Genomic DNA, 24,592 nt, shown 5'->3' with positions numbered 1-24,592 from the left:
CTTACACCTGCTTCAGATCATTTAATATTTTATCGATCTTGTTTCCTTGTTCTAATGAATGATCAATTTCAAAAATCAGCTCTGGTGTCTTGCGAATCGTTAAACGCTTTGCCAGAGCACTGCGAATAAAACCTTTTGACTGATTCAAGGCTTTTAAGCCAGCAGCAGCTCTTTCTTCCTTGCCCAAGAATGAAACAAATATTTTCGCATATGAATTATCATTTGTTACTTGTACATCCGTAATTGTAATAAAACCAACTTTAGGATTTTTTAGTTCAAATTGAATAATTTCAGATACCGCTTTTTGGACAATATGATTCATCTTGTCATTTTTTGTCATTAGACCACCTCTACCTGCTGGTCTTCATATGCTTCTACGATATCATTTTCCTTGATATCATTAAAGTTTTCAATCGTTAAACCACATTCATAACCGCTTGCAACTTCCTTGGCATCATTCTGGAATCTCTTCAATGAATTCAGATTTCCTTCATAAACTACGATACCATCACGAATTAAACGAACCTTGCAGCCCTTACGGATACAGCCATCTGTAACCATACAACCGGCAATCGTACCCACCTTGCTGACCTTGAATGTCTGACGAACTTCTGCCTGACCAATAATAACTTCTTCATAAACCGGTGCCAGCATACCTTTCATAGCTGCTTCCATTTCTTCAAGTACCTTGTAAATGATATTATGAAGACGGATCTCAACCTTAACTTCTTCTGCTTTCTTTCTTACATTAGCACTAGGACGGACATTAAATCCAATAACGATTGCATTTGAAGCATTCGCTAAATCAATATCACTTTCTGTAATAGCACCTGCTGTTGAACGAATGACGTTTACACGAACACCCTCAACATCAATCTTTTCTAAAGAAGCCTTTACTGCTTCAGCACTTCCCTGAACATCTGCTTTGATGATAACATTGATCGATTGAATATTTCCTTCTTCGATCTGACGTGCTAAGTCATCTAATGTCAAAGCACTTGTTGCATTACGATCATGATCGATCTTGTTTTGTAAGCGTGTTTCCGCAATATGACGGGCTTTCTTTTCATTTTCAAATACTTTGAAAACATCACCGGCTTCCGGTACATCGTTCAAACCAATAATTTCCACCGGACTTGATGGACCGGCACTCTTGATTTCACGTCCATGATCATCCACCATTTTACGAACACGTCCTAAAGCACTTCCAACAACAACGATATCACTCGTATGAAGCGTTCCTTTTTGAACTAACAGTGTTGCTACAGGACCTCTTCCTTTATCTAATTTAGCTTCAATAACCGTACCTGTTGCCAAACGATTTGGATTTGCACGATAATCTTCAACCTCTGCCAAAATCAAGATGCTTTCCAGAAGTTCATTGACACCTGTTCCTACTTTAGCGGAAATCTTGCAGAACATCGTATCACCACCCCATTCTTCAGGCATGACACCATTATCCGCCAGTTCTCCATAGATGCGATCCAAATTAATATCTGGTTTGTCGATCTTGTTTACTGCAATAATAATTGGGGCTCCGGCCGCTTTAGCGTGATCGATGGCCTCCTTTGTCTGAGGCATGACACCGTCATCAGCTGCCACCACAATAACGACGATATCAGTAATTTGAGCTCCTCTGGCACGCATTGCCGTAAAAGCCTCGTGTCCTGGAGTATCTAAGAAAGTGATCTTCTTTCCTTTAACACTTACCTGATAAGCACCAATGTGCTGTGTAATACCACCAAATTCACCTGCTGTTACTCTTGACTTACGAATCGTATCCAAAAGTGTAGTCTTACCATGATCAACATGACCCATGATCGTAACAACCGGAGGACGTGGAAGCAATGAAGCCTCGTCATCATCATTTTCCCTTAGTTCTTCTTCAAGGTCACTCTCATCAACGACAACTTCTTTTGTTACTTTTACGTTGAATTCCATACATAACAGCTCTACCGTATCATCATCTAACTGTGAGTTGATCGTTACCATGTTTCCAAGCATAAATAATACTTTGATCAATTCACTTGAATTGCGGTGAAGCTTTTCAGCTAATTCTCCAACCGTAATCGGAGACGAATAAGTAATCTCAGTCACTTCCACCCTTTTTTCTCTTGGTGTAAAAGTCTTTTTCTGATTTTTCTTATTTTTGTTTGTGTTGGCTTTTGCCATCAATATCACCTAGCCTTTCCAGCATTTCATAATACTTTTTTTTAATCCTTCATCACAGATACCCACAGCCATTCGGTTTGTTTTTCCAATTGCCTGATTTAGCTTCATTGAGCTATCTATCATTATTAGATCAACACCATAAAAGCTGCATTTATCTGAATATCTCTTTTTCGTATTCTCACTTGCATCCTCACTAACGATCACAAGTGATACTTTTCTTTTGCGAATGGCCTCCAGCAGTTCCTCACCACTGACAACTTTTCTAGCACGCATCGCAAGACCTATCAGACTATAGATCCTATCCATTCATAAACTCCTTTAATTCTTCATATAAAGAATCATCAATTTCGCATTCTAACGCTCTTGCTAAAGCCTTTTTCTTTTTCGCAAGCTCAATGATCGATGGATCTTTTTTCAAATAAGCACCACGACCATTGGTTCTTCCTGTGCGGTCGATGACCACCTTTCCTTCAGGTGTGCGAACAACTCGAACCAGTTCTTTTTTTGGAAACTGCTCCTGTGTGACCACACATTTACGCATCGGTATTTTTCTCATAAATCACCTAATCATAATATTCATCGAACTCATCAAAGTCGATGTCATCATTGATCCAGTCATTCTCTCTTTCTTCAGCTTCACGTTTTGCGATTTCTTCTAATTCTTCTTCAGAATAAATCGGCTTCATCTCATAATCCTTTTTCAGATCAAAAGTTGGTTTACGAAGGATTTCTTCTTCTTCATTCTTTTCTTTATTTTTCTTTTTCTTAGGCGCCGGTGCCTGTGGCTTTGAAGTTACACCAGCAATTGATTCAAATTTAGATACATACTCCTGCTTGCTTGCAAGATCAATACCCTCTTTTGCCTTCTTTTCCTTAGCAATACGAGCCGCTCTTTCCAGATTAGTTTCTTCTCTTTCCTTGGCAGGCTCTTCTTCAATTTTCTCAACAGGTGCTTCAGCTTCTTTTTCTTCAGCTGTGACAGTGTCAATAGCCTCATCTTCATGAATATCATCATATTCAATTTCTTCAAAGAGCTCTTCATCAAATTCATCACTATTTTCAGAAGCTTTTCTTTCTTCAAAGTATTTCTGCTGTTCCAAAGCACGTTTTTCAGCTAAACGAGCCTGTAATTCTTCCTGCTGTTTCGCATAAATGGCACGATAATCAATACCCATCGCTTCAACTTCACTTTCAGCTTTGATATCAATTTTAGAATTTGTCAGTTTTACTGCCAAGCGGGCATTCTTTCCTTTTTTGCCAATAGCTAATGACAACTGAGAATCAGAAACTACTACCAGCAAGCCTTTCTTTTCAGGATTTGGAATGACAGCCAGGATCTGTGCCGGTGAAAGAGCATTTTTGATCAATTCGCTGACATCTTCGCTCCATTCAAAAATATCAATTTTTTCACCATGAAGTTCATCAATGATCACTTGTACACGGCTTCCTCTTGGCCCAATGCAGGCACCAATTGGATCAACATTTTCATTTTTAGAATAAACAGCCATCTTACATCTTTCACCAGGTTCACGTGCAATTTCTTTGATTTCTACGATTCCCTGATAGATTTCTGGTACTTCTTTTTCAAAAAGTCTTCTTACCAGATTGGCATCTGCACGGCTGACCAATACCTGTGCACCCTTTGTTTCCTTATTTACTTCACTGATAACAACACGAATACGCTGACCTTCTTTATAAACTTCACCTGGAATCTGGGCAACTCTAGGCATCAATGCCAGTGTCTTGCCAATATTTACAACACAGAATTTTTCTTCCACTGATTCGATCGTACCTACGACCATATCTTGCAGTTTATCGATATATTCATCATAAACCGCCTGTTTCTCAGCTTCTTTAATTTTCTGGCGTAAAACGTTTTTAGCAAGTATGACTGCAGCACGTCCAAAATCCGCAATATTGATTTCATTTGTAGAAATCGTATCGCCAATCTGTGCATCTGCTTTTAATTCTTTGGCTTCTTCTAAAGAGATTTCAAATTCATCATCTTCAACATTTTCCACTACTGTTTTTTGACGGAAAACCTTGATTTCACCATCATGTTCGTTAACTTCCACTTCTACAAGAGCATCCGGCATTTCCACATGCTTGCGGTATGCCTTCGTGAGAGCTTCTTTCAGTGCTGATGTAACGACTTCAACACTCAGTGAGCGATCTTCTTCGATCGCTTGCATCGCTTTCATTAAATCTTTCAGTTTCATCTTTCAATTACCTCGTTTACTAAATTTTTACTGCAAGACGAATCAGAGAACAATCATCGATATTCACTTTGATCTGCCTTTTGAACGTCTTGTCCATATACTCAATACAGCAGCAGTTATCTTCCACACTGATCAAAGTTCCTTTAACTTCATCCAGTTTTCCGATCGTCTTTTTGAATTTCGCATATACATACTTGCCAACTGCATTTTTAATTTCCTGAACATTTCTTAGCTTACGTTCAGCACCCGGTGAACAAACTTCCAGCATATACTCAAAGCTGATCACATCCATTTCATCAAGCTTGGCACCAATCACTTCAGCTACACTGGCACAAAGATCCACGTCTACGCTGCCATCTTCTCTTTCAATGGCAATCTGCAGGATCTTGTGTTTACCTTCATGTGTCCAAGTAATGTCATACAATTTTACTTGCATTTCTTCAAGTAGTGGCAATATGCCTTCTCTGATTTTTGCTTCCTGATCCATCTTATCTCCTTTTCTAACAAAATGAAAGTGGACTCTCGTCCACTCGTTTCTTTACAGTGATATATTAGCATAGATCTTAGTTGTTTTCAAGCGATTTCATCTATTTTCAAAGTCTTTCTCGTGCATATTTCTTCTCACATATAGATAAAAAGCAAGCATGATCATATATATGTTATCTATAGCTAACTTTTTATCTTGACACAAATCGTACCCCATGTTATCCTAAACATAAAGTTAGCTTTAGCTAATTTTAAAGGAGGAAAATCATGAAAGTTGTTTATGCATCCAGGACAGGCAATGTCGAATCTATTGTAAACCGTTTAGGAGCTGATGCTCTAAAGATTGAATCAGGTAACGAAACTTGTTCAGAAGACTATGTACTTTTCACTTATACGGATGGCTATGGTGATATACCAAGCGAAGTTGAAGACTTTCTTTCAGCTAACAGCGATCATCTAAAGGGTGTTGTTGTCAGTGGCGATACAGGATATGGTGAAGCTTATTGTCAGGCCGGCGACAAAATCAGTGAAATGTATGGTGTAGAATGTCTTTATAAAGTTGAAAATGACGGAACGGATGAAGATATCGAAATAATAAGTAATCTTTTAAAATAGCTTTCATCTATGCCTAAAAACACTTTAACTTTTCAAGAAAAACTTGCCTTATACAGTGCTCCAACACTGATAGGCATGAAAACCGCTAGTCTTTTCAGAATTCAAAAAAAAGATATTCCTGATTATAAAGAATGTTTGCATTATTATAATCAGCATTTTAATGAGTATGGCATTCAAATTTGCATCTTACATGAAAATAAGACCAGTGTTCTGATCTATATCTATGAACATACAAGTCTTAATCATATTCTATCAAATCCTCTTGTTTGGAATATTCTCAAGCAGTTTGATTATCCAAATCAGGATTTGACAAAAGCTTTAAATCATCTGCGCAACCGTCTTTTAGAAAATGAATTTCCACATGAAATAGGTTTTTTTCTTGGTTATCCGCTCCACGATGTCATTAGCTTTATGGATAAAAAAAGTAAATGTAAACTTATTGGTCATTGGAAAGTATACGGTAATGTGAAAAATACCCAGAAAACATTTCAAAAGTTTGAATGTTGTACCAAAATGGTTCACAAAAAAATCTCTAATGGTGAATCTATCTTTCAGCTTGTAGAAAGATCATTAGATAAAGCACCCAGCTAAAAAACTCCTTGAAGGAGTTTTTTTCATAAAGTGGGTTTCTAAAATTTAATTTATAGAGTCACTAATATTTTTTATTTCATCATTTTAGCGTAATGATCATACTCATCTTCAGAAATATTCAATAACTTCATTGCTTCATGCAAGTCAACCTTCATGTTCTCCATCAGTGAACTTAACGAAAGAAATAATCCCTGCTCCATTCCCTGAGCAATTCCTTTCTCTGTGCCCATCTTCTCTACATAATCTCCATAGTCACACATGCTTTTTACCTCTCTTTTACCGGAAGTACAAAATGACCGCCTTTCTGTTTTATTTTTTTTATGATAGACCGCTGTGTACCTATCGCATCAATAGTTATTACTCTATCCTTTATGTCTATATAATCCAGCACTTTCATGATTCCCGTCATTTCATTCTCTTTATGATCGACCTTCAGCTGCATTAATACCATCCTGGACGCTTCTTCAATCACATTCACAATATATGGAGTTCTCCCGTTTCTGTTCTTCATGGCTGCTGCCAGTATCCCTTTTCCGTCAATGATCAGCTGTTTCCCGTATGTATCGGTCAGACTGCCAAACCAGTCACAGATGGCATAGATCATCTGCATATTGTCCAGCTTCCTCATGATCCTCGAAAATGTGTCATGGGACGGGATTCCATTTTCCAGACTGATATAGTTTTTCAATTCGCTTTCCTGTTTTTTTAAACAATGCACCATATTTGTGAAATCATTCTTTCCGGTCAGAAAACCTATGATGGCAAGGAGAAGGATCTTTACCAGAGAATGTTTCTTTCCTCTGCTGTCTCTCGGATCGGGGATCGTGGACAGAATCCCGGCCAGAGACGCCACTGCTCTGTTACCCTTCTTCACCGCCTAGGCTTATATGATATTTCTTGATGATTAATTTATGTTTATCATTTATTTTAGAAACGGCCTCTCTGTCTTCGAAACAAAGCAGATAGATTGTTTTCAGTTCGGCCAGTTCATCCAGGGATACGCCTATCTCATCTTCAAGCTTTTTTGTCTGCAGCGATAATCTTGCGGATATGCTTTTAAATTCATAATTTCTCAACAGATAGGAATCAGGTGAATGTTCCTTTATGATAAGATAGAGAACATCCTGCCAGTCTTCTTTCAGATCGTTTTTCCATTTTGATGTGCATAATTCGCAAAGAGCTTTAGAAAAACCGTATTCAAAAACTTCAATATTCTCCAAAGAAACTTTTTTTCTGCTTTTTCGAACGACTCCATTAGGAGTAATAAGACCGATATAAGTATCGACAGCCTGTGGATACTTCTTGCCTGGAACCCTTCTGGAAGAATGCTGATACAGATAATAAGAATTGCCAACTTTTTTAATAGCAGTACCTTTCGTTCTGAATTTTTTAACCCATTCAGGATAATTCATCATATCACCTCTTTCTGTATATGTATATTATACAATACATATAGAAAATATTAAAGAGATTTTCGTATATCTTTTCATCCCCTTATCACATACAAAAATATCGTATTTCTACGATATTCTTTCACTAAACTAAAATTTTATGCAATTGCCCTGAGTTTTCATTACCCGTTTATCTATACAACAAACGATACGATCAGCACATAAGCAATAAGCGTCACGATCATATAAAGTGAAAGGTAGGTTGATAAAAAGCTCTCATCCGTTTCATCCTTAAATAAGGGCTGTACTTGAAGCTGATTCGCAAAACCTGTCGGACATGAAAAATATACCAAAACAGCTATCATAAAATATCTATTTTCCATCAAATGAGGAAACAAGAAGAAAATACCCAAGACGATCATAACGCTTGTCACGATACGAATAAGAGATAATCGTAAGATAGGCATCAACATTGAAAATTTTAAGCTTAGCTCATACCCCATTGAAAATAAAATCAATCCTGTCAAAGAAACGGTTGCCATCGAAACCGTATCTGTATAAATCGTTAAGACATTGATTTTATCCAATAATGAATATACACCCATGAAGTTTAATATAAGGCCGAAAACCAGTGCCAAGACAAAGGAATTTGTTAATATTTTCTTTATAATTTCTGATGAAGAAGCGTTTTTGGCTGACTCTTTTGATACAAGTATCGGAATCAGCACAAAGCCAATGATGATACCAGCCATATCAAAAGTAATCGTATTGATGGCATATCCCTCGCCTACGATTGATGTATATAGAGGCAAAGCTACACTGCCGCCTTCCACTGTCCATAACATATAGGGCACTATTTTGGAATAACGTTCACTGATTCATTTGCTGCATAATTTACCTATCACAAAAGCAGCGCACCATGCCAATAATGCATATAAAATCACTAAAAACAATGATGGCTGGATATCAGAGGTAAAAATTGCATTAAATACGACGATAGGCAAAACAATACTGAATAATACCTTCTTTACCCCTTCTTTTTGATCAGGACTGATCCAATGATACCTTCTCGATAAAAATCCCAGTAAAAGCATAAAAAATACAGGGATTATAGTTTCCAACACTTTCATGACATACCTCCTTTTTAAATAATATGGGGTACCCTCACATCAGGAAACCCCATTGATTCATTCACAGACTATTTTTATAAATCTGTATCAGTTCTTCTTTGCTGAGCTTGTGATATCCGGCATCATTGATCGGCGTATTATCAGCTAACTCTTCGATCATATCCTCGCTGATGCCTACCTCTTTGATGCTCATCGCAACGCCTAATTCAATCATCCAATCTTTTAAACGATTTAAACCTTCCTCAGCAATTTGCTCATTTGTTTTATTGCCTGGATCAACACCCCAGACATTTACGGCAAACCGAGCAAATTTAGGCGGATAATATTTAGCCATCAAACGATAATATGGAATGGAAATACATGATAATGTCATCCCATGAGTAGCATCCGTAAAAGCAGCAATTGCCTGACCCATCATATGGACCTCCCAATCACCTGTTTTTCCCATCGCAATCAAATTATTCAAGGCCCATGTGGCTGCCCACATCAGATTCGAACGTGCTTCATAATTTGTAAGATCACCCTTAGCAACCTTTGCATTTCGAATTACCGATCGCATCAGACCTTCTGCGATATCATCTGATACATTATCATCTTCATTGGAAAAATATTGTTCCATGATATGTGACATAATATCAAAAGTACCGGAAGCAAACTGATAATAAGATACAGAATATGTATATTCCGGATTCATGATCGCAAACTTAGGATAGGCATCCTTTCCAAATTTGTAACCGATCTTTTGTTTCGTTTCATGATTGGTTATCGTACCATTATCATTCATTTCTGAACCAGTGCCCACCATCGTTAAGATACAGCCAACCGGAATCACTTGATTCGTACACTCTTCCCTTCCAATATAAAACTTCTCCCAAGGATCACCGTTACAGTAAGCACTGCCGGCAACGGCCTTAGCATAATCAATTACCGATCCGCCACCCACAGCCAACAGCAAATCCGTCTTATTCTCTTTGACAACTTCAATACCTTCATAGACCTTCTGAATCGTAGGATTCGGCATGACACCGCTTATCTCACTAATTGATTTACCCGCCTGTTTCAAAATTGAAACGACTTCATCATACAAACCTATTTTTTTAATAGAATTTTTGCCATAGACCAGAGTTACATTTTGTCCATAGTTTTTTAATTCCGGTAACAGATGTTGAATCGCTTCTTTACCAAAATATATTTTCGTTGGATTAAAATATTCAAAATTACCTAACATAATTGCTCCCTTCTATTCTAAATAGAGGATGATCTTCATATCATCATTTAAATTAATAGACATTAAAACCCAATTCCTTTAATTGCTTTTCATAACAATCCTGAACCTCATTAAATGACATATACTCCCTATGCTGATATGGTAATGAACCTTCATACCAAGGGCCGACGACTTCTGCCTGTCCAACTTTTTCAAAGCGTGGATAACCCAGAAAGCCTTTTGTTCCCCACTTGCCTGTCATATGAATTTCTTTTCCGGCAAAACGGAACACAATTTCTTTATAGATACAAGTAGAATCATTTAGATATGGGATGCGATAAAAGTCTGCTTCAACCTCAACTTCATCAGCATACACCGGCTCTTCACCTTCCAGATGATAATAGGCCCATACCTTTCCATCAGCAATGATATCAATGACAGCTTCTTCCATACGGCCATCTTCCCGGATACCGATCAATTCATTATTCATATTGACGCTGCCATATTCCATAGAAAAACCAACATTTTTTTCCTTTTGAATCGTATAAGAATGAGAGCATCGGCCAACACCATGAATAGGTTTTCCTTCAAATTCTCCTGTAAATTTTGCCGCCTGATAAATCACACATGCATTAGGCCATGCATTAAAATGATCGATAACTGCCATAGGATAATATTCAAAATTCAACTGTAATATATCCGATTCCTTAACAAACGCATGATCGGTATAATATACAATCTCCATCTTACCATCCAAGGAACTACATCCATAAGCCGGTGGATCATCTGCTATCTTATGATAAGGAACGATCGCATCGTTCTTGCACGGAGCAGCCAACTGATAGGTATAACCCCCTTTTTGATAATCCAAGGGTCCATCTCCCAATTTAGAAATACCCACGAATCTATTTTTGTCCGGATCTAAATGGCGATAATAAAAGTAAGGCTGATCATCTACAAAAAACTGGCAGAATACAGGATTTAACGATAAGGAGCAATATCCATCACGTTCATTATGAAAGACATCCGGTTCCATCTTTAGATAATCCTCTTTAAAGGATGTAAATTCTGTATAAGGCGGGTATGTGGCATTACTTTTAAATACGATCTTATTTGCCATTAGGAAAGATCATCCCCATTCGTTTTGATTACCTTCTGATACCAATAAAAGCTATCCTTTCTGAAACGATCAAACGAACCATTTCCATAATCATCTGAATCAACATAAACAAAGCCATATCTTTTCTTCATTTCACCCGTTCCTGCTGATGTCAGATCAATACAGCCCCACATCGTATAACCAATCAAATCAACACCATCTTCAATTGCATCGCTCATGGCTTTGATATGTTCACGAAGATAGGCAATTCGGTATGGATCATGCACCGTACCATCTTCTTCAAGCTTATCATAAGCACCGATACCATTTTCAACGACCATAATCGGGATATTATATCTTCCATACAATACATTTAATAAATAACGCAAGCCGGTAGGATCAATGGCCCAGCCCCAGTCATTGCTTTTCAGGTATGGATTTTTTACACCGCCTAACATACTTTCAGATTTCTGTACGGAATCATCTGAGGTTAATACTAATGTCTGATAATAGGATAATGAAAAGAAATCAACTGTACCCTCTTTTAAAATCTGTCTGTCTTCTTCTGTAATATCAAGCGTCACTCCGCGATCCTGCCAATATTTTTCGGCAAAGAACGGATATTCTCCACGCACCTGAACATCTCCGCAATAATAAGTATCTGATTGCCAGTTTCTTTCTGCTTTAAAAACATCCTCCGGATTACATGAATACGGATAGGCAGGATTCATTGCAATCATATTGCCAATCTTAAATTCAGGATTAATCTCATGACCAATTTTTACTGCCCATGCTCCGGCAACAAGCTGGTTATGAAGTCCCTGAAGACGAACCTGAGGATCATCGACCTGATGTACATAATCTTTGGTTCCTTCATTTCTGACACCTAATACGAGATAATTGCCAATTCCATTATCCCAAGTAGCAAGATTGATTTCATTAAATGTCAGCCAATATTTTACCTTGTCCTTATATCTTGTAAATACCGTCGTAGCAAAACGTTTGAAACAATCAATAGCTCTACGATCCGCAAAACCGTTAAATTCATTCGTCATTGCAAGCGGGATTTCATAATGAGATAAAGTTACCAGTGGTTCAATTCCATACTTGCGACATTCATCAAATACCGCATCATAGAATTTCAAACCTTCTTCATTTGGTTCACTTTCCATACCTGTCGGATAGATTCTTGTCCATGCAATCGACATTCTATATACTTTAAAACCCATTTCAGCCATCAGGGCAATATCTTCTTTATAATGATGATAGAAATCACTTGCAATTCGATTTGGATAATACAGGCCTTCTTCTGTATCCTTGGTTATTCTTCTCGGCTGGGTATGAGAACCATTGGAAAAGACATCATCAATGCTTAATCCTTTTCCACCTACATCATAAGCTCCCTCAAACTGATTAGCGGCAGTAGCACCGCCCCATAAAAAATCTTTTGGAAATTTTGACATTTTTCTTCTCCTCTTCTTTTTTATAACAAAGGGATATCTGATATTTATGAATCATAAGCAGGTATCCCTTAACAAGCTCTAAACCTTCATCAATAATTTCTTATTATGCTTCAGCCTTTTCAGCTGCGTTTTCCTTTTCAAACAATTGTCTGTCATATGCCCGAACGAATGGCAGCCAGATCAGCGCATTAACAACGAGCATAACGATATGGCAGATCACAGCGGCTACAGGAGTCGTACTTGCTAAAGCTGAATTTAACAGCGGTGGTGTCGTCCAAGGAAGAACCAAACCACTGAATCTTCCAACCAAACCTGTGACAATCGCAACATACCAGCATGTTACATTCCAGAAGGTCGACAAGACCATCGGAATGATCATCAATGGATTAAACATACAAGGAAAACCAAATAGAATTGGTTCACCGATACCAAAGATTGCCGGAATAAAGCCTACTTTGGAAACCTGTTTAATTTGTTTTGATTTACAGAAGAACAATCCTAACAGACAAGGAATCAATAAGGATGCCTGTCCTCCCGGATCCATGATCATATTAAATTCATATTCAATAATATTTGGAAGTGTTTCCCCTGCCTGCAAAGCAGCTAAGTTTGCAGCACTTGCCGCAAGCGTCAATGGCTGAACAACACCCATGATCGTATTCGCATGCAAGCCTGGCCATAAGATTGCCGAAGCAATACACATGATGATGGCATATCCCCCATAAGACAAACCAATATTCGTAAGTGGTGCCTGTAACATAGCATAAACAAATCCGGCAAAGGTGACATAAGAAGTACCACTGAAAATTACATCGATCACACCTGCAATCACACATAAAATAATTGCAGGAACTAATATTGCAAAACCTTCTTCAACAAACTTTGGAACACTATTTGGCATTCTTATGAGAACCTTATGTTGAATAAGGAATTTAACTCCTAATGGAACCAGACAGCCTACAAGCATTGCTGTGATTAAATTAGAGGTTCCCACCGCATTCGCACTGATATTTCCATCTGTTAATGGTGAAACGATGAAGAAAACAGCAGCAGTCACAGGAATCGTAACGATATTTTGTTTTAAATTGATCCTGTTGCCATAGAAATAAGAAAGCAATAAAACCACCCATAATGAATATGCTCCTGATGTTAAAGTATTAATTTTGGTCAAAACACTCACTAATCCGGGAACCGAATTGATCCATGATTGCCAGGGACCGATATCAATACATAAAAACATGACAGCAAATGAACCAATAATGATCAAAGGCATCGTTGCCTGCATTGTTTCAGCAATAGCAGCAATCACATTATTTGCCTGTAATTTTTCTCCGATTGGAACAAGCCATTTTGATATTCCATCCGTTAGTGAATCCAGAAAACCTTTCTTTTTTACATCTGTAGACATTTTTACCTCCTTTTCAAGCTTTCACTTCGTTTAAAATCAGATTCAAGACATTTTCCCCATTCATCATGCCATAGTCCAAAGGTTCAATGACAATGATCGGCGTCTTTTTATCATCTAACAATTTTACGATTACATCTTTTTGATAACGCAGCTGCGGTCCTAATAAGATTACATCTGCATTTCCAACAACATTTTTCGCATCAGCAATGGAATACGCATTAATGACCATTTCAATATTTCTTGTATCCGCAGCCTTCCTGATGTTTTCTGCAAGCATACCCGTGCTTGCTCCAAATTGACAAAGTAATACTACATTTAGCATTTTTTAATCTCCTCTTTTAATTCAACAAACAATTCAGCCATGGTGATCAAAGTTTCCGCTACTGATAAATGATTTGATGCATGTACTACTAAAAGATTGATTTTAAGATTCTCATCTCTAGCTCCCAAAGCAATCAGATCCGTATGGTATCGATGTGCTTTTAAGGCCGACTCTTTTGCTTTTTCCAATTTTTCGGCAGCTTCATTAAACTTGAATTCTCTGGCTAATCCCACGCACTCCATCGCCAAGCTTTGGGCGTCCCCTGCATACGCGATAATATTTGCGGCAATTTGATTGATATCCAAATCATTACCTCCTTTCTAACCAAGCTAGCTTTTCTTTACGCTTACATTGTACATATTTCCTCATAAATATTCTTTCCACGCATTTGCACAAGGGTGTGCAAATCAATGCATTTTTATAAAAATAAGCATATACTATAATAACTATGTCAAAAGAGGTGCGATTAATATGGAAAAGAAGTATGAGATCTTAAAATACCTTCTCAATCAGACCACCCCTGTAAGCAGCAGCGTCATACAGGAAGTTTTTGGCATCTCCAGAAGAAGCATCATAAACTATACAAAGCAATTAAATGAAGAATTCGGAAATATCATAAAATCATCTAATTTGGGCTATGAGATCATCAACAAAGAAAAGGTTTCTACCATATTTAATGACATTTCAGACACTTCATTCTTTGACAGCTATGAAAAAAGAAGCAAATATATTCTAGAAAAGCTTCTTTTAAATAAAGAAGATGTAACCGTTGAAGATTTTATGAATGATCTCTATATTTCTGAATCTACCTTTAATAAAGATTTAGCGCGTTTACGAGCAGAATTGAAAAACAGTGATCTCTATATCAATACTAAAAACGGACGGCTTTTTATCGTAGGTGAAGTTAGAAAAAAACATAAATATCTTTTATCGTTACTAAATAAAGAATTGGTGGATTCGATGTTTTCAATCGTTTCTCTACAAAATTTCTTTGAAAAAGCAGATATTCAGAAAATAAGATCGGTCATCTTAAATAATTTAGAAAAAAATGATTATAAGCTTGATGACTACTCGATCCTAAACTATGTCCTTCATCTTGCCATTTGTATTGAAACAAGTCAAACGAACAATCCTATATCATTTTCCAGATCTGTCGATCTGCCTTTTGATACTCATTTTCAAAAGATCATCGTATCTATATATGAAGATCTAAAAAAGGAATATCCTGATTCTAACTTTACCTTGGATCAGATATTCGATGCTTCTGTTTTAATGTCGACACGAGCTACTTCGTCTAAAATGACAAATCTGACATTGGATGAAATTGATAATTATGTCGGTAAAGAAATTAAAGATTTGCTTATAACGATTATTCATAACGTATATAGCAATTACGGCATTGACCTTAATAACGATGATTTTATCGTAAGATTTGCTTTTCATATCAAAAATCTTCTGATTCGCCTTCATGAAAATATGCAAATCAGCTCAAACAACTTTATCAGCATAAAAAATGATTATCCGTTTCTTTATATGATTGCTGTTTACATATCTTCGCTCATATCACAAACAGCACATTGCGATTTACCCGAAAATGAAATATCTTATATTGCCCTTCATTTAGGTGTGCTTATGGAAACAGAAAGGCAGAACATTCAACATGTGAATTGTGAAATTGTTATTTACGATTATCATGATTTAGGTAAAAACATATTTGATAAGATATCTGCCAATGTGAATAATATTCATCTTACCGATATCGTATCTTCATATGAAGACATTGATAAATCAACCGATTTGATCCTAACTACTTTAGAAACAAATCCTGCTATTCACATCCGTCAGGTTCATATCAATGTCTTACCAACAAAAAAAGATATTGAAAATGTTGCTAATGCTGTAAGAAAAATTCAAGAAGAGCTCCAAGAAGAAGAATTTGCGAAAAAAATCAAACAATTCTTTAAAGAAGAACTAATGTTTTTCAATATAGATTTTTCATCCGGCAATCATGCCATCAGCTACATATGTGATGAAATGGAGAAGCTTGGTTATGTCAACTCTGATTTTAAAGAAGATATATACAGACATGAAAAAGAATTACCCACAGAATATAACAATATCGCCATTCCTCACCCTTTAAGTGACAGTGATGTTCATATCCATCAATCTGCCATTGCTGTCTGGATCAATAAGAAGCCCGTTAAATGGGTGAATAATGAAGTGAATTTTATATTCATGATTTCTCTTCGCCCAGAAGATCGATCATTATTTTTAGATATTTTTAATGTTATTACAACTGCTATGACAAATAAAAAGATAACGGAAGAACTGCTTGATTGTAATAACTTTGCTGATTTTATACGTTTAATCTATAAATAAACGTTGTTTACATAAATAAAAACCCTGTAATATAGGATCACTTCCTAATTACAGGGTTCATTTTAAACATTTTTATTTTACATGAATTTCCATCCAATTGGTAATTTCTTCTAATCTTCGATTTTGATCATATAAGAATGTACATTTTTTTAATTTTCCTGTTCCTCATAATAGTCCTTAAGTCTGTATGATCTACCAGTTATATGGACAACATGTGCATGATGCAATACTCGATCTAGTATTGCGTTTGCTATTACCGGGTCCATAAATACATCATCCCAATTTGAAAAGTTTATATTCGTCGTAATGATTGTGCTCTTCTTTTCATAGCGTTTGTCTATAAGCTGAAAAAACAGTTTCGAATCCTCTCTGTCTATAGGTAAATATCCTAGTTCATCTATTATAAGAAGTGAATAGCTTGAAAAATGCTTCAGTCTGTTTTCAAGTCTGTTTTCCAGCTTGGCCTTCTTTAACTGTGCGATGAGATCATGGCATTTTATGAAATAGGTGGACATTCTTTTTTTGGCTACGGATATCCCTATCGATGTTGCCAGGTGTGTTTTACCTACACCGCTGCTGCCAAGAAATATGATATTTTCTTTTTCATGGATGAACCTGTGGCTGAAAAAATCCATGATCTGCGCTTTATTTATATTTTCCTGAAAGTCAAAATCAAATTCACCAATTTCCTTGTGATGTGGAAAAGCTCCTGTTTTGACCATTGTTTTAATCAGCTTAGCTTCCTTCTGGTCGATTTCATAATTTGTCAGCTTGATCAGCCCCTGTTCAAATGAAAGATTATTCCTTGTAATGAAATCGGCAGTTTCGCTTAGATGGTTAATGATTTCATTCAGTTTTAGATATTCCAGGTTCTGTATAAGTTGTTCATGTTCTGTCATTTTTGAATCTTGCTCCTATATTTTCCAGATTTTCTTTTGCTATCTTTGATATTTTATCTCTATCATGAGGCAGTGTCATTGACAATATGTTTTCATAGTGCTCTCTATGATAGTTCATTTTTTTATGAGAAATAAGATGTACAGTTACAAGTTCCATGTTATAATGCAGGTGTAGCTGATTATCGTAGACCTGCAACTGTAATTGTTTTCCAATATATTCTGGTGGTACAGAATACATCTTTGATTTATAGGTGATCATCGAAGATTTATTAACCTTTACAGCTGTTGTTTCGATGCTATACTGCTTTCTTACGGACTGTGGTGGTAACGGCCCTAGGAAAGCTTTTTCATTTTCCAGATCAAGTATCGGGATCCCCTGATAACTCTCGTGAAAGGCAGTATTTTCCCTGTTGTTGATTTCTTTCAGTTTCATGGACAGTTCATCATACGACAGTTCTCCACTGTACGCCAGCAGTTCATCAAGTATCTTCATTGGAGATTCTACTTTCGCTTTAGTATTGGGTCTTCCCGCGATACAGGGGTGTACTGTGAATCCGTAATCCTGTGAGAACTGATAGAATTTATTGTTGATTTTTCCTTTACTGTAGGCTGTTCTTGGTTCATCCATGACTGTTTTCATGTTATCTGTAACGACGGTTTCTGGTACTGGTACTTTTTCTTGACATAGTACCAGGTATGATCCCCATGAAGGCGGAGATACGGTGCATGTTACTGAAAATGTTCTTGTATTCATAGGAAAACTGATTCAGCATATCATGCCTGCCCATTTCAAAAGCATTCGCTATGCAGGAATCTATGCGGCAAGGGATCATAAATACAGAGAAATGAAGAAACGCTACAAACAGAAACAGAAAATGGACAGCTTTATTCACCGCTTCAGAAATACGATCATTCAGGATTTCAGACGAGATCCGCTGAAATGTTCATGCGGGAGAGTCATGGAATTTGTCGAGGTCTTTATCTTCGGATGATACAGGATGGAAAGGAGCTGATTGCGATGATAAAGAAAGATAAAAAATTATTTGACGAAATGGATCTTATAGCCAGGGACGAATTTGTAAGGTGCAAGTGTCTTGCATGCGGACACGAGCAGAAGATTCCCTCATGGCTGATTGCGGAGATCAGCGAAATGAATGAAGAATGCGGTCTGGGTGATCATTTCTCATCGGCGTGCTGCAAATGTGAAGACGGTGAAGTTGTAACGATGGATTACTACAATAAAGTCAAGAAGAATAGAAAGCTTTAAAAAAACATTCTATCTATTCCTATTTTTAATGCACCCTTTTATATCGGGGTGCTTTTTTAACCTTTCCCTCCCTAAATTTGAAATTTCCTAATATATAAAAAAATGGGCTTTCACCCATTTTCATTTATTCCTTTCCCAAAAGCTTAAACATATTCTTCTTATAAACTTCTACACCTGGCTGATTAAATGGATTTTGTTCATTCAAATAAGTCGTCATAGCAATCGCTCTAAAGAAGAAATAAGCCATATAACCAAAACTATGAGCACTCATATCTGGAACAGTAATTTCAAGATTAGGAACATGACCTGTTTCTACATGAGCCTGTAATGTTCCAAGACAAGCCATCTGATTGATCCAGTGAAGTGATTTTCCAGCAAGATAATTCATATTATCTAAATTTTCACTATCACTTGGGAAAGTGATATCTAATGTAGGCTTTTCTACTTTGACCACTGTTTCAAACAAGCATTTACGTCCTTCCTGAATAAATTGACCCATAGAATGAAGATCCGTTGAGAAATTTACTGAACAAGGTAATAGCCCTGTTCCATTTTTTCCTTCACTTTCTCCAAATAACTGCTTCCACCATTCTGCTACCATTGCCATCTGTGTTTCATAAGAAACAAACATTTCCGCAACTTTTCCCTGATGTTCAAGGATACGGCGGCACACAGCATAACGATAAGCAATATTTTTATTCAAATCAGCCGTATCAAAATCTTTATAAGCTTCAGCACAGCCATCCATCAATGACTGAATGTCAATACCTGCAACCGCAATTGGCAAAAGTCCTACAGGTGTGATTACCGAGAATCTTCCACCAATATCATCAGGAATAACAAAAGTTTCATAGCCTTCCTTATCGGCCATCGACTTTAATGTTCCCTTATGCGCATCCGTTGTTGCATAAATATATTCATGGACCTTTTCACCATATTTTTTTGTCATATACTGTTTGATCAGACGGAAAGCTACGCTTGTTTCTGTCGTCGTTCCTGATTTAGAAATTACGTTGCAGACAACTTCTTTTCCCTCAATATGTTTCAACACTTGGGCAACATAAGTCGAAGAGAATGTATTTCCTATAAAAATGATTTCTGGTTTAGCATCATTATAAACTCCATTCACCATTTCAATTACTGCTCTGGCTCCTAAATAAGAACCACCGATACCACAAACAAGGAATACTTCACATTTTTCACGGATTTCTTTCGCCGCTTTCAAAATACGTGCAAACTCTTCCTTATCATAGCAGTTTGGCCATTCTACCCAGCCAACAAAATCATTTCCTAAACCTGTTTTATTCATCAGCTGATCATGATACTTGCTGACAGCAGGCTGATAACCCATAATATCTTCCTGTAAAAATGCATGTTCGCTACTAAATTTCAACATTCTGCTCCTCCTTATTCTGCTGTTGAATCCACTCATCTAAATGTTCTTGCAGAGTCTTAAACCCAATGACCATCTTCGGAACTTTAGGCTCTCTTGAACTCTTACGGTGGGATCTGTTGGACTGCAATGCCTTGAGTGATAGACGGCATTGATTTAAAAGTGGATCATAATCCAGAATCTTCACACGAACCCTTTCCCCAACATGGAGAAATTGAGCAACATCCTTCACATATCCCTTCGATATTTCTGAAATGTGGATCAAACCTTTTTCTCCGGAATCAAGCTGGACAAAAGCTCCATAAGGCTGTATGCCGCTAATGACTCCTTCTCTAACTTCACCAACCTTAGAATGCATGATCCACCTCCAAACTATTCATATTATATCACAATCTTTATTTGATTTTATAAGAGTTGACAATATTTTTATCTAAATCATAGATCGTAAATTCATCATTTTCCAATACAGCATAACTTGGCACGCTCTCCATCTTTGGAAGGGAGATACTTCCTGGATTAAGATAAAGTAATCCATTCATTTTTTCAGCAACCGGAATATGAATATGTCCAAAAAGCACCGCATCATCCTCTTTGATCCATTTCAAATTTTCATCATAAAGATGTCCATGCGTCATAAAAATCTTATAGCCATCAAAAGGTAACATCTGATAGTCCGCAGTTATTGGAAACTCCAGCACCATCTGATCCACTTCACCATCACAATTGCCTCGTACCGCAATGATTTTATCTTTTCTTTCATTTAACATCGCTGCTACTTTTTTAGGTTCATAGTTTGCTGGCAGATCATTTCGTGGACCATGATATAGAATATCCCCTAAAACAAGTAAATAATCCCCATCCTCATCAAATTGCTTCAATACCTTTTCAAGATTTGCACTACTGCCATGAATATCGGACACAATATAATATTTCACTTAAATTCCTCCCATCTATCAATTATTGAAGAAAGCCGATCAATTTCATGATCTGGTATAACATTCAAATCATTGATGATATGTTTTGGATTGAACCAGACACTAATACATCCGCTTTTTACTGCTCCTTTCATATCTGCACTCAATGAATCACCGATAAAAAGCACTTCTTCCGGGGAAACATTCGCTGTCTTAAAAATCGCATCAAAAAAGCCTTGATGAGGTTTTGCATGACCCACTTCTTCAGATATAAAAATATATTTAAAATATTTATCGATTCCTGATTTTTCAATCCGCCGATGCTGAGTCGTAGCTGTTCCATTTGAAGCAATGGCCAATTCTGCTTTCTTTGAACACCACTTTAGAACTCTTTCACTGTCTTCTAATAAAATAGCCTGTTCAGAAAGCATTTTAGGAAATAATGCATTTACTTTCTCAATATCAAAATCAAGCTGACTTTCCTTTTTCAATTCTTCAAAACGAATTCTCTGTAAAGCATATCTTTCAACTTCGCCCTTTTCAAGTTTTTTCCATAATGCACCATTGATTTTTTTATAAAGAAGATAGTCATCATGACTGGCTTCAACATTTTCTTCTTTCATCGTTTCATAAAAGGCAATCTCTTCTCCTTTATGGAAATCCATCAAAGTATCATCTAAATCAAAACAAACTAACTTAATCATAGAAACTTCTCCTCTAATTTTCCTTCCACATACTTGCTGACAAAACAGCTTAAATTTCCATGGTGCATTGCAATTTCTTTAACCGTTGAGCTAGATACGAAAGAATACTCCGGTTTACTTAAAAGAAACAATGTTTCAATTTCTTTTTCAAGCATCATATTGGCTGTTCCTATCGATACCTCATACTCATAGTCACTTGTGGCACGAATACCTCTTACCATAGCATTCACACCTAATTTTTTAGCCATATGAATTGTTAATCCATTACCAGCCAAGACCTTCACATTTTTTAAATGAGATGTTTCTTTTTCAATCATTTCAATACGCTCTTCTTCACTAAATAATGGTTTCTTAGCTGCATTTTTCATAATAACGACATACACTTCATCAAATAGCCTGCTACATCGTTCAATGACATCAAGATGTCCTTTTGTTACCGGATCAAAGGTTCCCGGAATCATTGCTTTTTTCATATCCATTCCTTTCATAATAACTGATTTTGGTAATACCATAATAAGCCTTCTTATAACACCTTAAATCAGCAATTTCTTCTTTAAATTCATCTTCTTTTCGACTTTCAACGATCAAAATACCTTCTTCGCTCAAAAGTTTTCTTTTCGCAATCATCGTCATCAGTTTTTCATTCTGCTGCTTCGCATAAGGGGGATCTAAATAAATCAGATCATATTCGCCTTTCAATTCATCCAAATGTGCCATCACATCTTTTTGATGAAGATGATATTGATTTTCAAGCTTAAAACGTTTTACGTTTGCCTTTATGCAGGCACAAGCCTTGCTGTCAATTTCAAAACCATCAACTTCATCTATACCTCTAGAAAGTGCTTCAAAACCAATATTACCGCTTCCTGCATAACAATCAAGCATCTTTCCCCCATAGAAATAAGGTCCTATGGAAGAAAATACCGCTTCTTTGACACGATCTGCCGTCGGCCTAGTCTTTTCACCTTCTATCGTTTCAATTTTCAATGACCGCAGTTTCCCGGCAATAATTCTCATACGCCTGCCCTCTCGCGATTTTCCCGAGCGATTGCTGCCTGAGCAATTCCAATGGCACTACAAATGCTGACAAGCGAACTGGCACCTGAAGAAATAAATAATAACGGAATACCGGTCAATGGAATCAGACCCGTAACACCCCCTACATTAAAGACAAAGTGAATGAAAAGATACATCGCTGTTCCGATATATAAAATTTTATAACCTTCTCTTTTAGACATTAACGCATATTTAAATAAACGATAGATCAAAACACCATATCCGCCTAAAATCACAAGAAAACCTAAAATACCAAATTCTTCAACAGTTATTGCCAAAATGTAATCAGTACTTGCCGCTGGCAGGTATTGCATTTTCTGAACAGACTGTCCAAAACCAACGCCCAGCCAGCCGCCACTGGCAAAAGCATAGAGCGAGTTGATCAGCTGAAGACCCGAATTATATTCATCCAGCCATGGATTTGCGGCCATCTTAAAACGATTGATGATATAATTACTAATAGGCAATTTCTCCAAAAGAGAGATACCGGCATCACTTGCTAAAAAAATGACTGCCAGACCTCCAAAAATCAAAAAGCCTCCAACAAATTTCTGGAATTTTTTAAGACTTGGATGAGAAGGAACCAAAAGACAAACGGCACAGATCAGGGATATAACGATGAGTGAACCTGTATCATTCTGCAGGAATATCACAATAACAGCAATCATATAAAAAGAAAGCGGAATTTTAACGATACTCCAGCAGTCCAGCTTTCTTTTACGCACTCTTTCAATAATGCAGGCCATTACTACGATCATAAAGACTTTCATAAATTCACTTGGCTGCAAGGTTATCTGTCCAAGACCAGGAATGCTTAAACGAATCCAGCTTTTTGCTCCTCCGGCTGCTTCAAAAAACAAACAGGCAACCAGCATGATAACGATTGCAAAACCAACGGGACGTATCCATTTCATCGCTCTTTCCATCGTAAAATAATTTGCGAAAAAAACCATTGCGAAATAAGCCACGAGCACAAACAATGCCTGTTTTACAATTGTTCGAATGACAACGGTATCATTAGTCGTGCCGCCTGAGATCGTTTCTCCGACACTTGTAGATGCGACCATCAAAGTTCCCAGCACGATCAAAATTATGACGCTGGCATGAATAAGCCGATCATATTTTTTTGGCATGTTGAATTTTATCTTTCGCATCAAATCGCCTCCAGATTCATTTTACACAATTTTATAAATGAATGGAAGAAAAAGATTCTTTTCAAGTGCACTAAAATATTATAAAATAGAAAGACAGAGGTGAATAATATGTTTTTTAAAGCAGAAGAAATCATTAAAGATAGTGATCATCTGATTCGTGAAAAATCTAAACCGGTAGAATTACCGTTAAGTGAAGAAGATAAAAAATTGGCCTTAAAATTATTAAGCCATGTGAAATGTTCACAAGACCCAAAATTAAGTGAAAAAGAAAATATACGACCGGCTGTTGGTATTGCCGCTGTTCAAGTCGGTGTTTTAAAACAGCTTCTTGGCGTTTGCATTCCAATGGGAGAAGATCAAGAAGATGTGGAATTGGCACTAGCCAATCCCAAGATCATTTCCAGTTCTGTGCAGATGGCTTACTTAAAAGAAGGTGAAGGATGCCTATCTGTCGAAGATGAGCATGCCGGTTATGTGCCACGCAGCGCACGCATAAAGATACGAGCATATGATTGTATTCAAGATAAAGAGGTTATTTTTAGACTTTCAGGTTATCCGGCAATTGTTTTACAGCATGAAATCGATCATTTCAGCGGTATTCTTTTCTATGATCATATCAATCCAATAAATCCTTGGCAGCCAGTTGAGGACGCTATCGTTCTTGAATAAAAAAATGCAAAAGCTACATTTTTTTGTTTTGATATGTTATACTAAGAGTAATCA

Annotated in this window: 31 protein-coding genes and 2 pseudogenes; 6 read left to right on the top strand and 27 right to left on the bottom strand. The window is 36.9% G+C overall.

The window, feature by feature from the left end:
- Position 1: 1 nt before the first annotated feature.
- The 6 genes from rbfA to BQ5367_RS09715 are packed head-to-tail and all read right to left on the bottom strand — an operon-like array spanning position 2 to position 4,878.
- Entirely contained in the window at positions 2-340 is a 339-nt protein-coding gene (gene rbfA, locus BQ5367_RS09740; protein WP_071442319.1) for a 30S ribosome-binding factor RbfA, read from the bottom strand.
- Entirely contained in the window at positions 340-2,172 is a 1,833-nt protein-coding gene (infB, locus tag BQ5367_RS09735) for a translation initiation factor IF-2 (RefSeq protein WP_071442318.1), read from the bottom strand. The genes rbfA and infB overlap by 1 nt, the downstream gene beginning before the upstream one ends.
- Positions 2,173-2,181: 9 nt before the next feature.
- On the bottom strand, positions 2,182-2,478 hold the full coding sequence (locus BQ5367_RS09730; protein WP_071442317.1) for a L7Ae/L30e/S12e/Gadd45 family ribosomal protein: 297 nt from the start codon (positions 2,476-2,478) through the stop codon (positions 2,182-2,184).
- Positions 2,471-2,728: an RNase P modulator RnpM gene (gene rnpM / locus BQ5367_RS09725; RefSeq protein ID WP_071442316.1), complete on the bottom strand. Its 258-nt coding sequence runs from the start codon at positions 2,726-2,728 to the stop codon at positions 2,471-2,473. Before rnpM ends, BQ5367_RS09730 begins: the two co-directional genes overlap by 8 nt.
- Before the next feature lie 7 nt (positions 2,729-2,735).
- Complete coding sequence (nusA, locus tag BQ5367_RS09720) at positions 2,736-4,391, bottom strand: transcription termination factor NusA (RefSeq protein WP_071442315.1); 1,656 nt, start codon at positions 4,389-4,391, stop codon at positions 2,736-2,738.
- A 19-nt stretch (positions 4,392-4,410) separates the two neighbouring features.
- Positions 4,411-4,878 (bottom strand): ribosome maturation factor RimP, encoded by a 468-nt coding sequence (locus tag BQ5367_RS09715; protein WP_071442314.1) that lies wholly within the window; start codon positions 4,876-4,878, stop codon positions 4,411-4,413.
- Between the two features lie 266 nt (positions 4,879-5,144).
- Here BQ5367_RS09715 and nrdI point away from each other — a divergent pair, with 266 nt between their 5' ends.
- Both nrdI and BQ5367_RS09705 read left to right on the top strand, forming a co-directional pair.
- Positions 5,145-5,492, top strand: coding sequence for a class Ib ribonucleoside-diphosphate reductase assembly flavoprotein NrdI (nrdI, locus tag BQ5367_RS09710; RefSeq protein ID WP_071442313.1), 348 nt, complete (start codon positions 5,145-5,147; stop codon positions 5,490-5,492).
- A gap of 9 nt (positions 5,493-5,501) precedes the next feature.
- Positions 5,502-6,083: a DUF3793 family protein gene (locus BQ5367_RS09705; RefSeq protein ID WP_071442312.1), complete on the top strand. Its 582-nt coding sequence runs from the start codon at positions 5,502-5,504 to the stop codon at positions 6,081-6,083.
- Positions 6,084-6,154: 71 nt separating this feature from the next.
- Here the strand turns inward: BQ5367_RS09705 and BQ5367_RS09700 are convergent, their stop codons facing one another.
- From BQ5367_RS09700 to BQ5367_RS09655, 11 genes are all read right to left on the bottom strand, one after another.
- Positions 6,155-6,343 (bottom strand): hypothetical protein, encoded by a 189-nt coding sequence (locus BQ5367_RS09700; protein ID WP_071442311.1) that lies wholly within the window; start codon positions 6,341-6,343, stop codon positions 6,155-6,157.
- 5 nt (positions 6,344-6,348) lie between these two features.
- Positions 6,349-6,936, bottom strand: a complete 588-nt coding sequence (locus BQ5367_RS09695; protein WP_071442310.1) for an ISAs1 family transposase — start codon at positions 6,934-6,936, stop codon at positions 6,349-6,351.
- Positions 6,937-6,943: 7 nt separating this feature from the next.
- Entirely contained in the window at positions 6,944-7,498 is a 555-nt protein-coding gene (locus BQ5367_RS09690; protein ID WP_071442309.1) for a hypothetical protein, read from the bottom strand.
- Between the two features lie 170 nt (positions 7,499-7,668).
- Positions 7,669-8,319, bottom strand: a complete 651-nt coding sequence (locus BQ5367_RS09685) for an AEC family transporter (RefSeq protein WP_083383230.1) — start codon at positions 8,317-8,319, stop codon at positions 7,669-7,671.
- A gap of 33 nt (positions 8,320-8,352) precedes the next feature.
- Positions 8,353-8,604: an AEC family transporter gene (locus BQ5367_RS13280; RefSeq protein ID WP_083383229.1), complete on the bottom strand. Its 252-nt coding sequence runs from the start codon at positions 8,602-8,604 to the stop codon at positions 8,353-8,355.
- A 61-nt stretch (positions 8,605-8,665) separates the two neighbouring features.
- Positions 8,666-9,832 (bottom strand): iron-containing alcohol dehydrogenase, encoded by a 1,167-nt coding sequence (locus BQ5367_RS09680; RefSeq protein ID WP_071442308.1) that lies wholly within the window; start codon positions 9,830-9,832, stop codon positions 8,666-8,668.
- Between the two features lie 52 nt (positions 9,833-9,884).
- Complete coding sequence (locus BQ5367_RS09675) at positions 9,885-10,931, bottom strand: hypothetical protein (RefSeq protein WP_071442307.1); 1,047 nt, start codon at positions 10,929-10,931, stop codon at positions 9,885-9,887.
- Positions 10,931-12,373, bottom strand: coding sequence for a glycoside hydrolase family 1 protein (locus BQ5367_RS09670; RefSeq protein WP_071442306.1), 1,443 nt, complete (start codon positions 12,371-12,373; stop codon positions 10,931-10,933). The genes BQ5367_RS09675 and BQ5367_RS09670 overlap by 1 nt, the downstream gene beginning before the upstream one ends.
- 103 nt (positions 12,374-12,476) lie before the next feature.
- Entirely contained in the window at positions 12,477-13,781 is a 1,305-nt protein-coding gene (locus BQ5367_RS09665) for a PTS sugar transporter subunit IIC (RefSeq protein WP_071442305.1), read from the bottom strand.
- Between the two features lie 13 nt (positions 13,782-13,794).
- A complete protein-coding gene (locus BQ5367_RS09660; protein WP_071442304.1) occupies positions 13,795-14,103 on the bottom strand; it encodes a PTS sugar transporter subunit IIB in 309 nt (102 codons plus the stop codon).
- Positions 14,097-14,408 carry a PTS lactose/cellobiose transporter subunit IIA gene (locus tag BQ5367_RS09655; protein WP_071442303.1) on the bottom strand — a complete coding sequence of 104 codons (312 nt, stop codon included), beginning with the start codon at positions 14,406-14,408 and terminating at the stop codon, positions 14,097-14,099. The genes BQ5367_RS09660 and BQ5367_RS09655 overlap by 7 nt, the downstream gene beginning before the upstream one ends.
- 166 nt (positions 14,409-14,574) lie before the next feature.
- On the opposite strand from BQ5367_RS09655, the gene BQ5367_RS09650 reads away from it, so the two are divergent.
- Positions 14,575-16,482 carry a BglG family transcription antiterminator gene (locus tag BQ5367_RS09650; protein WP_071442302.1) on the top strand — a complete coding sequence of 636 codons (1,908 nt, stop codon included), beginning with the start codon at positions 14,575-14,577 and terminating at the stop codon, positions 16,480-16,482.
- 149 nt (positions 16,483-16,631) lie between these two features.
- On the opposite strand, the gene istB is transcribed toward BQ5367_RS09650, so the two are convergent.
- The 3 genes and pseudogenes from istB to BQ5367_RS14025 all read right to left on the bottom strand — a co-directional run.
- The gene (gene istB / locus BQ5367_RS09645) at positions 16,632-17,381 is read right to left on the bottom strand and encodes an IS21-like element helper ATPase IstB (protein WP_071442301.1); all 750 of its coding nucleotides are present in this window, start codon (positions 17,379-17,381) and stop codon (positions 16,632-16,634) included.
- Positions 17,368-17,676 (bottom strand): Mu transposase domain-containing protein, encoded by a 309-nt coding sequence (locus BQ5367_RS14030; RefSeq protein ID WP_408033458.1) that lies wholly within the window; start codon positions 17,674-17,676, stop codon positions 17,368-17,370. Before BQ5367_RS14030 ends, istB begins: the two co-directional genes overlap by 14 nt.
- A gap of 87 nt (positions 17,677-17,763) precedes the next feature.
- A pseudogene (locus tag BQ5367_RS14025) lies at positions 17,764-18,048 on the bottom strand (IS21 family transposase); the annotation flags it as partial.
- A 37-nt stretch (positions 18,049-18,085) separates the two neighbouring features.
- Here BQ5367_RS14025 and BQ5367_RS09635 point away from each other — a divergent pair.
- Together BQ5367_RS09635 and BQ5367_RS09630 are read left to right on the top strand one after the other, a co-directional pair.
- Positions 18,086-18,373: pseudogene (locus tag BQ5367_RS09635) on the top strand (transposase); the annotation flags it as partial.
- 26 nt (positions 18,374-18,399) lie between these two features.
- Positions 18,400-18,648: a hypothetical protein gene (locus BQ5367_RS09630; protein ID WP_143052387.1), complete on the top strand. Its 249-nt coding sequence runs from the start codon at positions 18,400-18,402 to the stop codon at positions 18,646-18,648.
- 124 nt (positions 18,649-18,772) lie between these two features.
- On the opposite strand, the gene BQ5367_RS09625 is transcribed toward BQ5367_RS09630, so the two are convergent.
- From BQ5367_RS09625 to BQ5367_RS09595, 7 genes are read right to left on the bottom strand one after another with little or no spacing between them, the layout of a single operon-like run.
- Complete coding sequence (locus tag BQ5367_RS09625) at positions 18,773-20,044, bottom strand: glucose-6-phosphate isomerase (RefSeq protein ID WP_071442298.1); 1,272 nt, start codon at positions 20,042-20,044, stop codon at positions 18,773-18,775.
- Positions 20,031-20,399, bottom strand: a complete 369-nt coding sequence (locus BQ5367_RS09620; RefSeq protein WP_071442297.1) for a CvfD/Ygs/GSP13 family RNA-binding post-transcriptional regulator — start codon at positions 20,397-20,399, stop codon at positions 20,031-20,033. The genes BQ5367_RS09625 and BQ5367_RS09620 overlap by 14 nt, the downstream gene beginning before the upstream one ends.
- A 37-nt stretch (positions 20,400-20,436) precedes the next feature.
- Positions 20,437-20,976, bottom strand: a complete 540-nt coding sequence (gene yfcE, locus BQ5367_RS09615) for a phosphodiesterase (protein WP_071442296.1) — start codon at positions 20,974-20,976, stop codon at positions 20,437-20,439.
- A complete protein-coding gene (locus BQ5367_RS09610) occupies positions 20,973-21,659 on the bottom strand; it encodes a YjjG family noncanonical pyrimidine nucleotidase (protein WP_071442295.1) in 687 nt (228 codons plus the stop codon). The genes yfcE and BQ5367_RS09610 overlap by 4 nt, the downstream gene beginning before the upstream one ends.
- A complete protein-coding gene (gene coaD, locus BQ5367_RS09605) occupies positions 21,656-22,132 on the bottom strand; it encodes a pantetheine-phosphate adenylyltransferase (protein WP_202615295.1) in 477 nt (158 codons plus the stop codon). The genes BQ5367_RS09610 and coaD overlap by 4 nt, the downstream gene beginning before the upstream one ends.
- On the bottom strand, positions 22,101-22,676 hold the full coding sequence (gene rsmD / locus BQ5367_RS09600) for a 16S rRNA (guanine(966)-N(2))-methyltransferase RsmD (protein ID WP_071442294.1): 576 nt from the start codon (positions 22,674-22,676) through the stop codon (positions 22,101-22,103). The genes coaD and rsmD overlap by 32 nt, the downstream gene beginning before the upstream one ends.
- Positions 22,673-23,869 carry an FtsW/RodA/SpoVE family cell cycle protein gene (locus tag BQ5367_RS09595; RefSeq protein ID WP_071442293.1) on the bottom strand — a complete coding sequence of 399 codons (1,197 nt, stop codon included), beginning with the start codon at positions 23,867-23,869 and terminating at the stop codon, positions 22,673-22,675. Before BQ5367_RS09595 ends, rsmD begins: the two co-directional genes overlap by 4 nt.
- Before the next feature lie 108 nt (positions 23,870-23,977).
- Here BQ5367_RS09595 and def point away from each other — a divergent pair, with 108 nt between their 5' ends.
- A complete protein-coding gene (gene def / locus BQ5367_RS09590) occupies positions 23,978-24,538 on the top strand; it encodes a peptide deformylase (protein ID WP_071442292.1) in 561 nt (186 codons plus the stop codon).
- The last annotated feature ends 54 nt before the right edge of the window (positions 24,539-24,592 follow it).

It is taken from the genome of Traorella massiliensis, assembly GCF_900104665.1.
GTDB lineage: Bacteria > Bacillota_I > Bacilli_A > Erysipelotrichales > Erysipelotrichaceae > Traorella > Traorella massiliensis.
This window is presented reverse-complemented; position numbering and strand designations above follow the sequence as displayed.

What these genes read in the sequence shown, in the direction of transcription:
- rbfA (WP_071442319.1), bottom strand. Translation starts at nt 340, where the DNA reads ATGACAAAAAATGACAAGATGAATCATATTGTCCAAAAAGCGGTATCT.
- infB (WP_071442318.1), bottom strand. Translation starts at nt 2,172, where the DNA reads ATGGCAAAAGCCAACACAAACAAAAATAAGAAAAATCAGAAAAAGACT.
- BQ5367_RS09730 (WP_071442317.1), bottom strand. Translation starts at nt 2,478, where the DNA reads ATGGATAGGATCTATAGTCTGATAGGTCTTGCGATGCGTGCTAGAAAA.
- rnpM (WP_071442316.1), bottom strand. Translation starts at nt 2,728, where the DNA reads ATGAGAAAAATACCGATGCGTAAATGTGTGGTCACACAGGAGCAGTTT.
- nusA (WP_071442315.1), bottom strand. Translation starts at nt 4,391, where the DNA reads ATGAAACTGAAAGATTTAATGAAAGCGATGCAAGCGATCGAAGAAGAT.
- BQ5367_RS09715 (WP_071442314.1), bottom strand. Translation starts at nt 4,878, where the DNA reads ATGGATCAGGAAGCAAAAATCAGAGAAGGCATATTGCCACTACTTGAA.
- nrdI (WP_071442313.1), top strand. Translation starts at nt 5,145, where the DNA reads ATGAAAGTTGTTTATGCATCCAGGACAGGCAATGTCGAATCTATTGTA.
- BQ5367_RS09705 (WP_071442312.1), top strand. Translation starts at nt 5,502, where the DNA reads ATGCCTAAAAACACTTTAACTTTTCAAGAAAAACTTGCCTTATACAGT.
- BQ5367_RS09700 (WP_071442311.1), bottom strand. Translation starts at nt 6,343, where the DNA reads ATGTGTGACTATGGAGATTATGTAGAGAAGATGGGCACAGAGAAAGGA.
- BQ5367_RS09690 (WP_071442309.1), bottom strand. Translation starts at nt 7,498, where the DNA reads ATGATGAATTATCCTGAATGGGTTAAAAAATTCAGAACGAAAGGTACT.
- BQ5367_RS09685 (WP_083383230.1), bottom strand. Translation starts at nt 8,319, where the DNA reads ATGTTATGGACAGTGGAAGGCGGCAGTGTAGCTTTGCCTCTATATACA.
- BQ5367_RS13280 (WP_083383229.1), bottom strand. Translation starts at nt 8,604, where the DNA reads ATGAAAGTGTTGGAAACTATAATCCCTGTATTTTTTATGCTTTTACTG.
- BQ5367_RS09680 (WP_071442308.1), bottom strand. Translation starts at nt 9,832, where the DNA reads ATGTTAGGTAATTTTGAATATTTTAATCCAACGAAAATATATTTTGGT.
- BQ5367_RS09675 (WP_071442307.1), bottom strand. Translation starts at nt 10,931, where the DNA reads ATGGCAAATAAGATCGTATTTAAAAGTAATGCCACATACCCGCCTTAT.
- BQ5367_RS09670 (WP_071442306.1), bottom strand. Translation starts at nt 12,373, where the DNA reads ATGTCAAAATTTCCAAAAGATTTTTTATGGGGCGGTGCTACTGCCGCT.
- BQ5367_RS09665 (WP_071442305.1), bottom strand. Translation starts at nt 13,781, where the DNA reads ATGTCTACAGATGTAAAAAAGAAAGGTTTTCTGGATTCACTAACGGAT.
- BQ5367_RS09660 (WP_071442304.1), bottom strand. Translation starts at nt 14,103, where the DNA reads ATGCTAAATGTAGTATTACTTTGTCAATTTGGAGCAAGCACGGGTATG.
- BQ5367_RS09650 (WP_071442302.1), top strand. Translation starts at nt 14,575, where the DNA reads ATGGAAAAGAAGTATGAGATCTTAAAATACCTTCTCAATCAGACCACC.
- istB (WP_071442301.1), bottom strand. Translation starts at nt 17,381, where the DNA reads ATGACAGAACATGAACAACTTATACAGAACCTGGAATATCTAAAACTG.
- BQ5367_RS09630 (WP_143052387.1), top strand. Translation starts at nt 18,400, where the DNA reads ATGATAAAGAAAGATAAAAAATTATTTGACGAAATGGATCTTATAGCC.
- BQ5367_RS09625 (WP_071442298.1), bottom strand. Translation starts at nt 20,044, where the DNA reads ATGTTGAAATTTAGTAGCGAACATGCATTTTTACAGGAAGATATTATG.
- BQ5367_RS09620 (WP_071442297.1), bottom strand. Translation starts at nt 20,399, where the DNA reads ATGCATTCTAAGGTTGGTGAAGTTAGAGAAGGAGTCATTAGCGGCATA.
- BQ5367_RS09610 (WP_071442295.1), bottom strand. Translation starts at nt 21,659, where the DNA reads ATGATTAAGTTAGTTTGTTTTGATTTAGATGATACTTTGATGGATTTC.
- coaD (WP_202615295.1), bottom strand. Translation starts at nt 22,132, where the DNA reads ATGAAAAAAGCAATGATTCCGGGAACCTTTGATCCGGTAACAAAAGGA.
- rsmD (WP_071442294.1), bottom strand. Translation starts at nt 22,676, where the DNA reads ATGAGAATTATTGCCGGGAAACTGCGGTCATTGAAAATTGAAACGATA.
- BQ5367_RS09595 (WP_071442293.1), bottom strand. Translation starts at nt 23,869, where the DNA reads ATGCGAAAGATAAAATTCAACATGCCAAAAAAATATGATCGGCTTATT.
- def (WP_071442292.1), top strand. Translation starts at nt 23,978, where the DNA reads ATGTTTTTTAAAGCAGAAGAAATCATTAAAGATAGTGATCATCTGATT.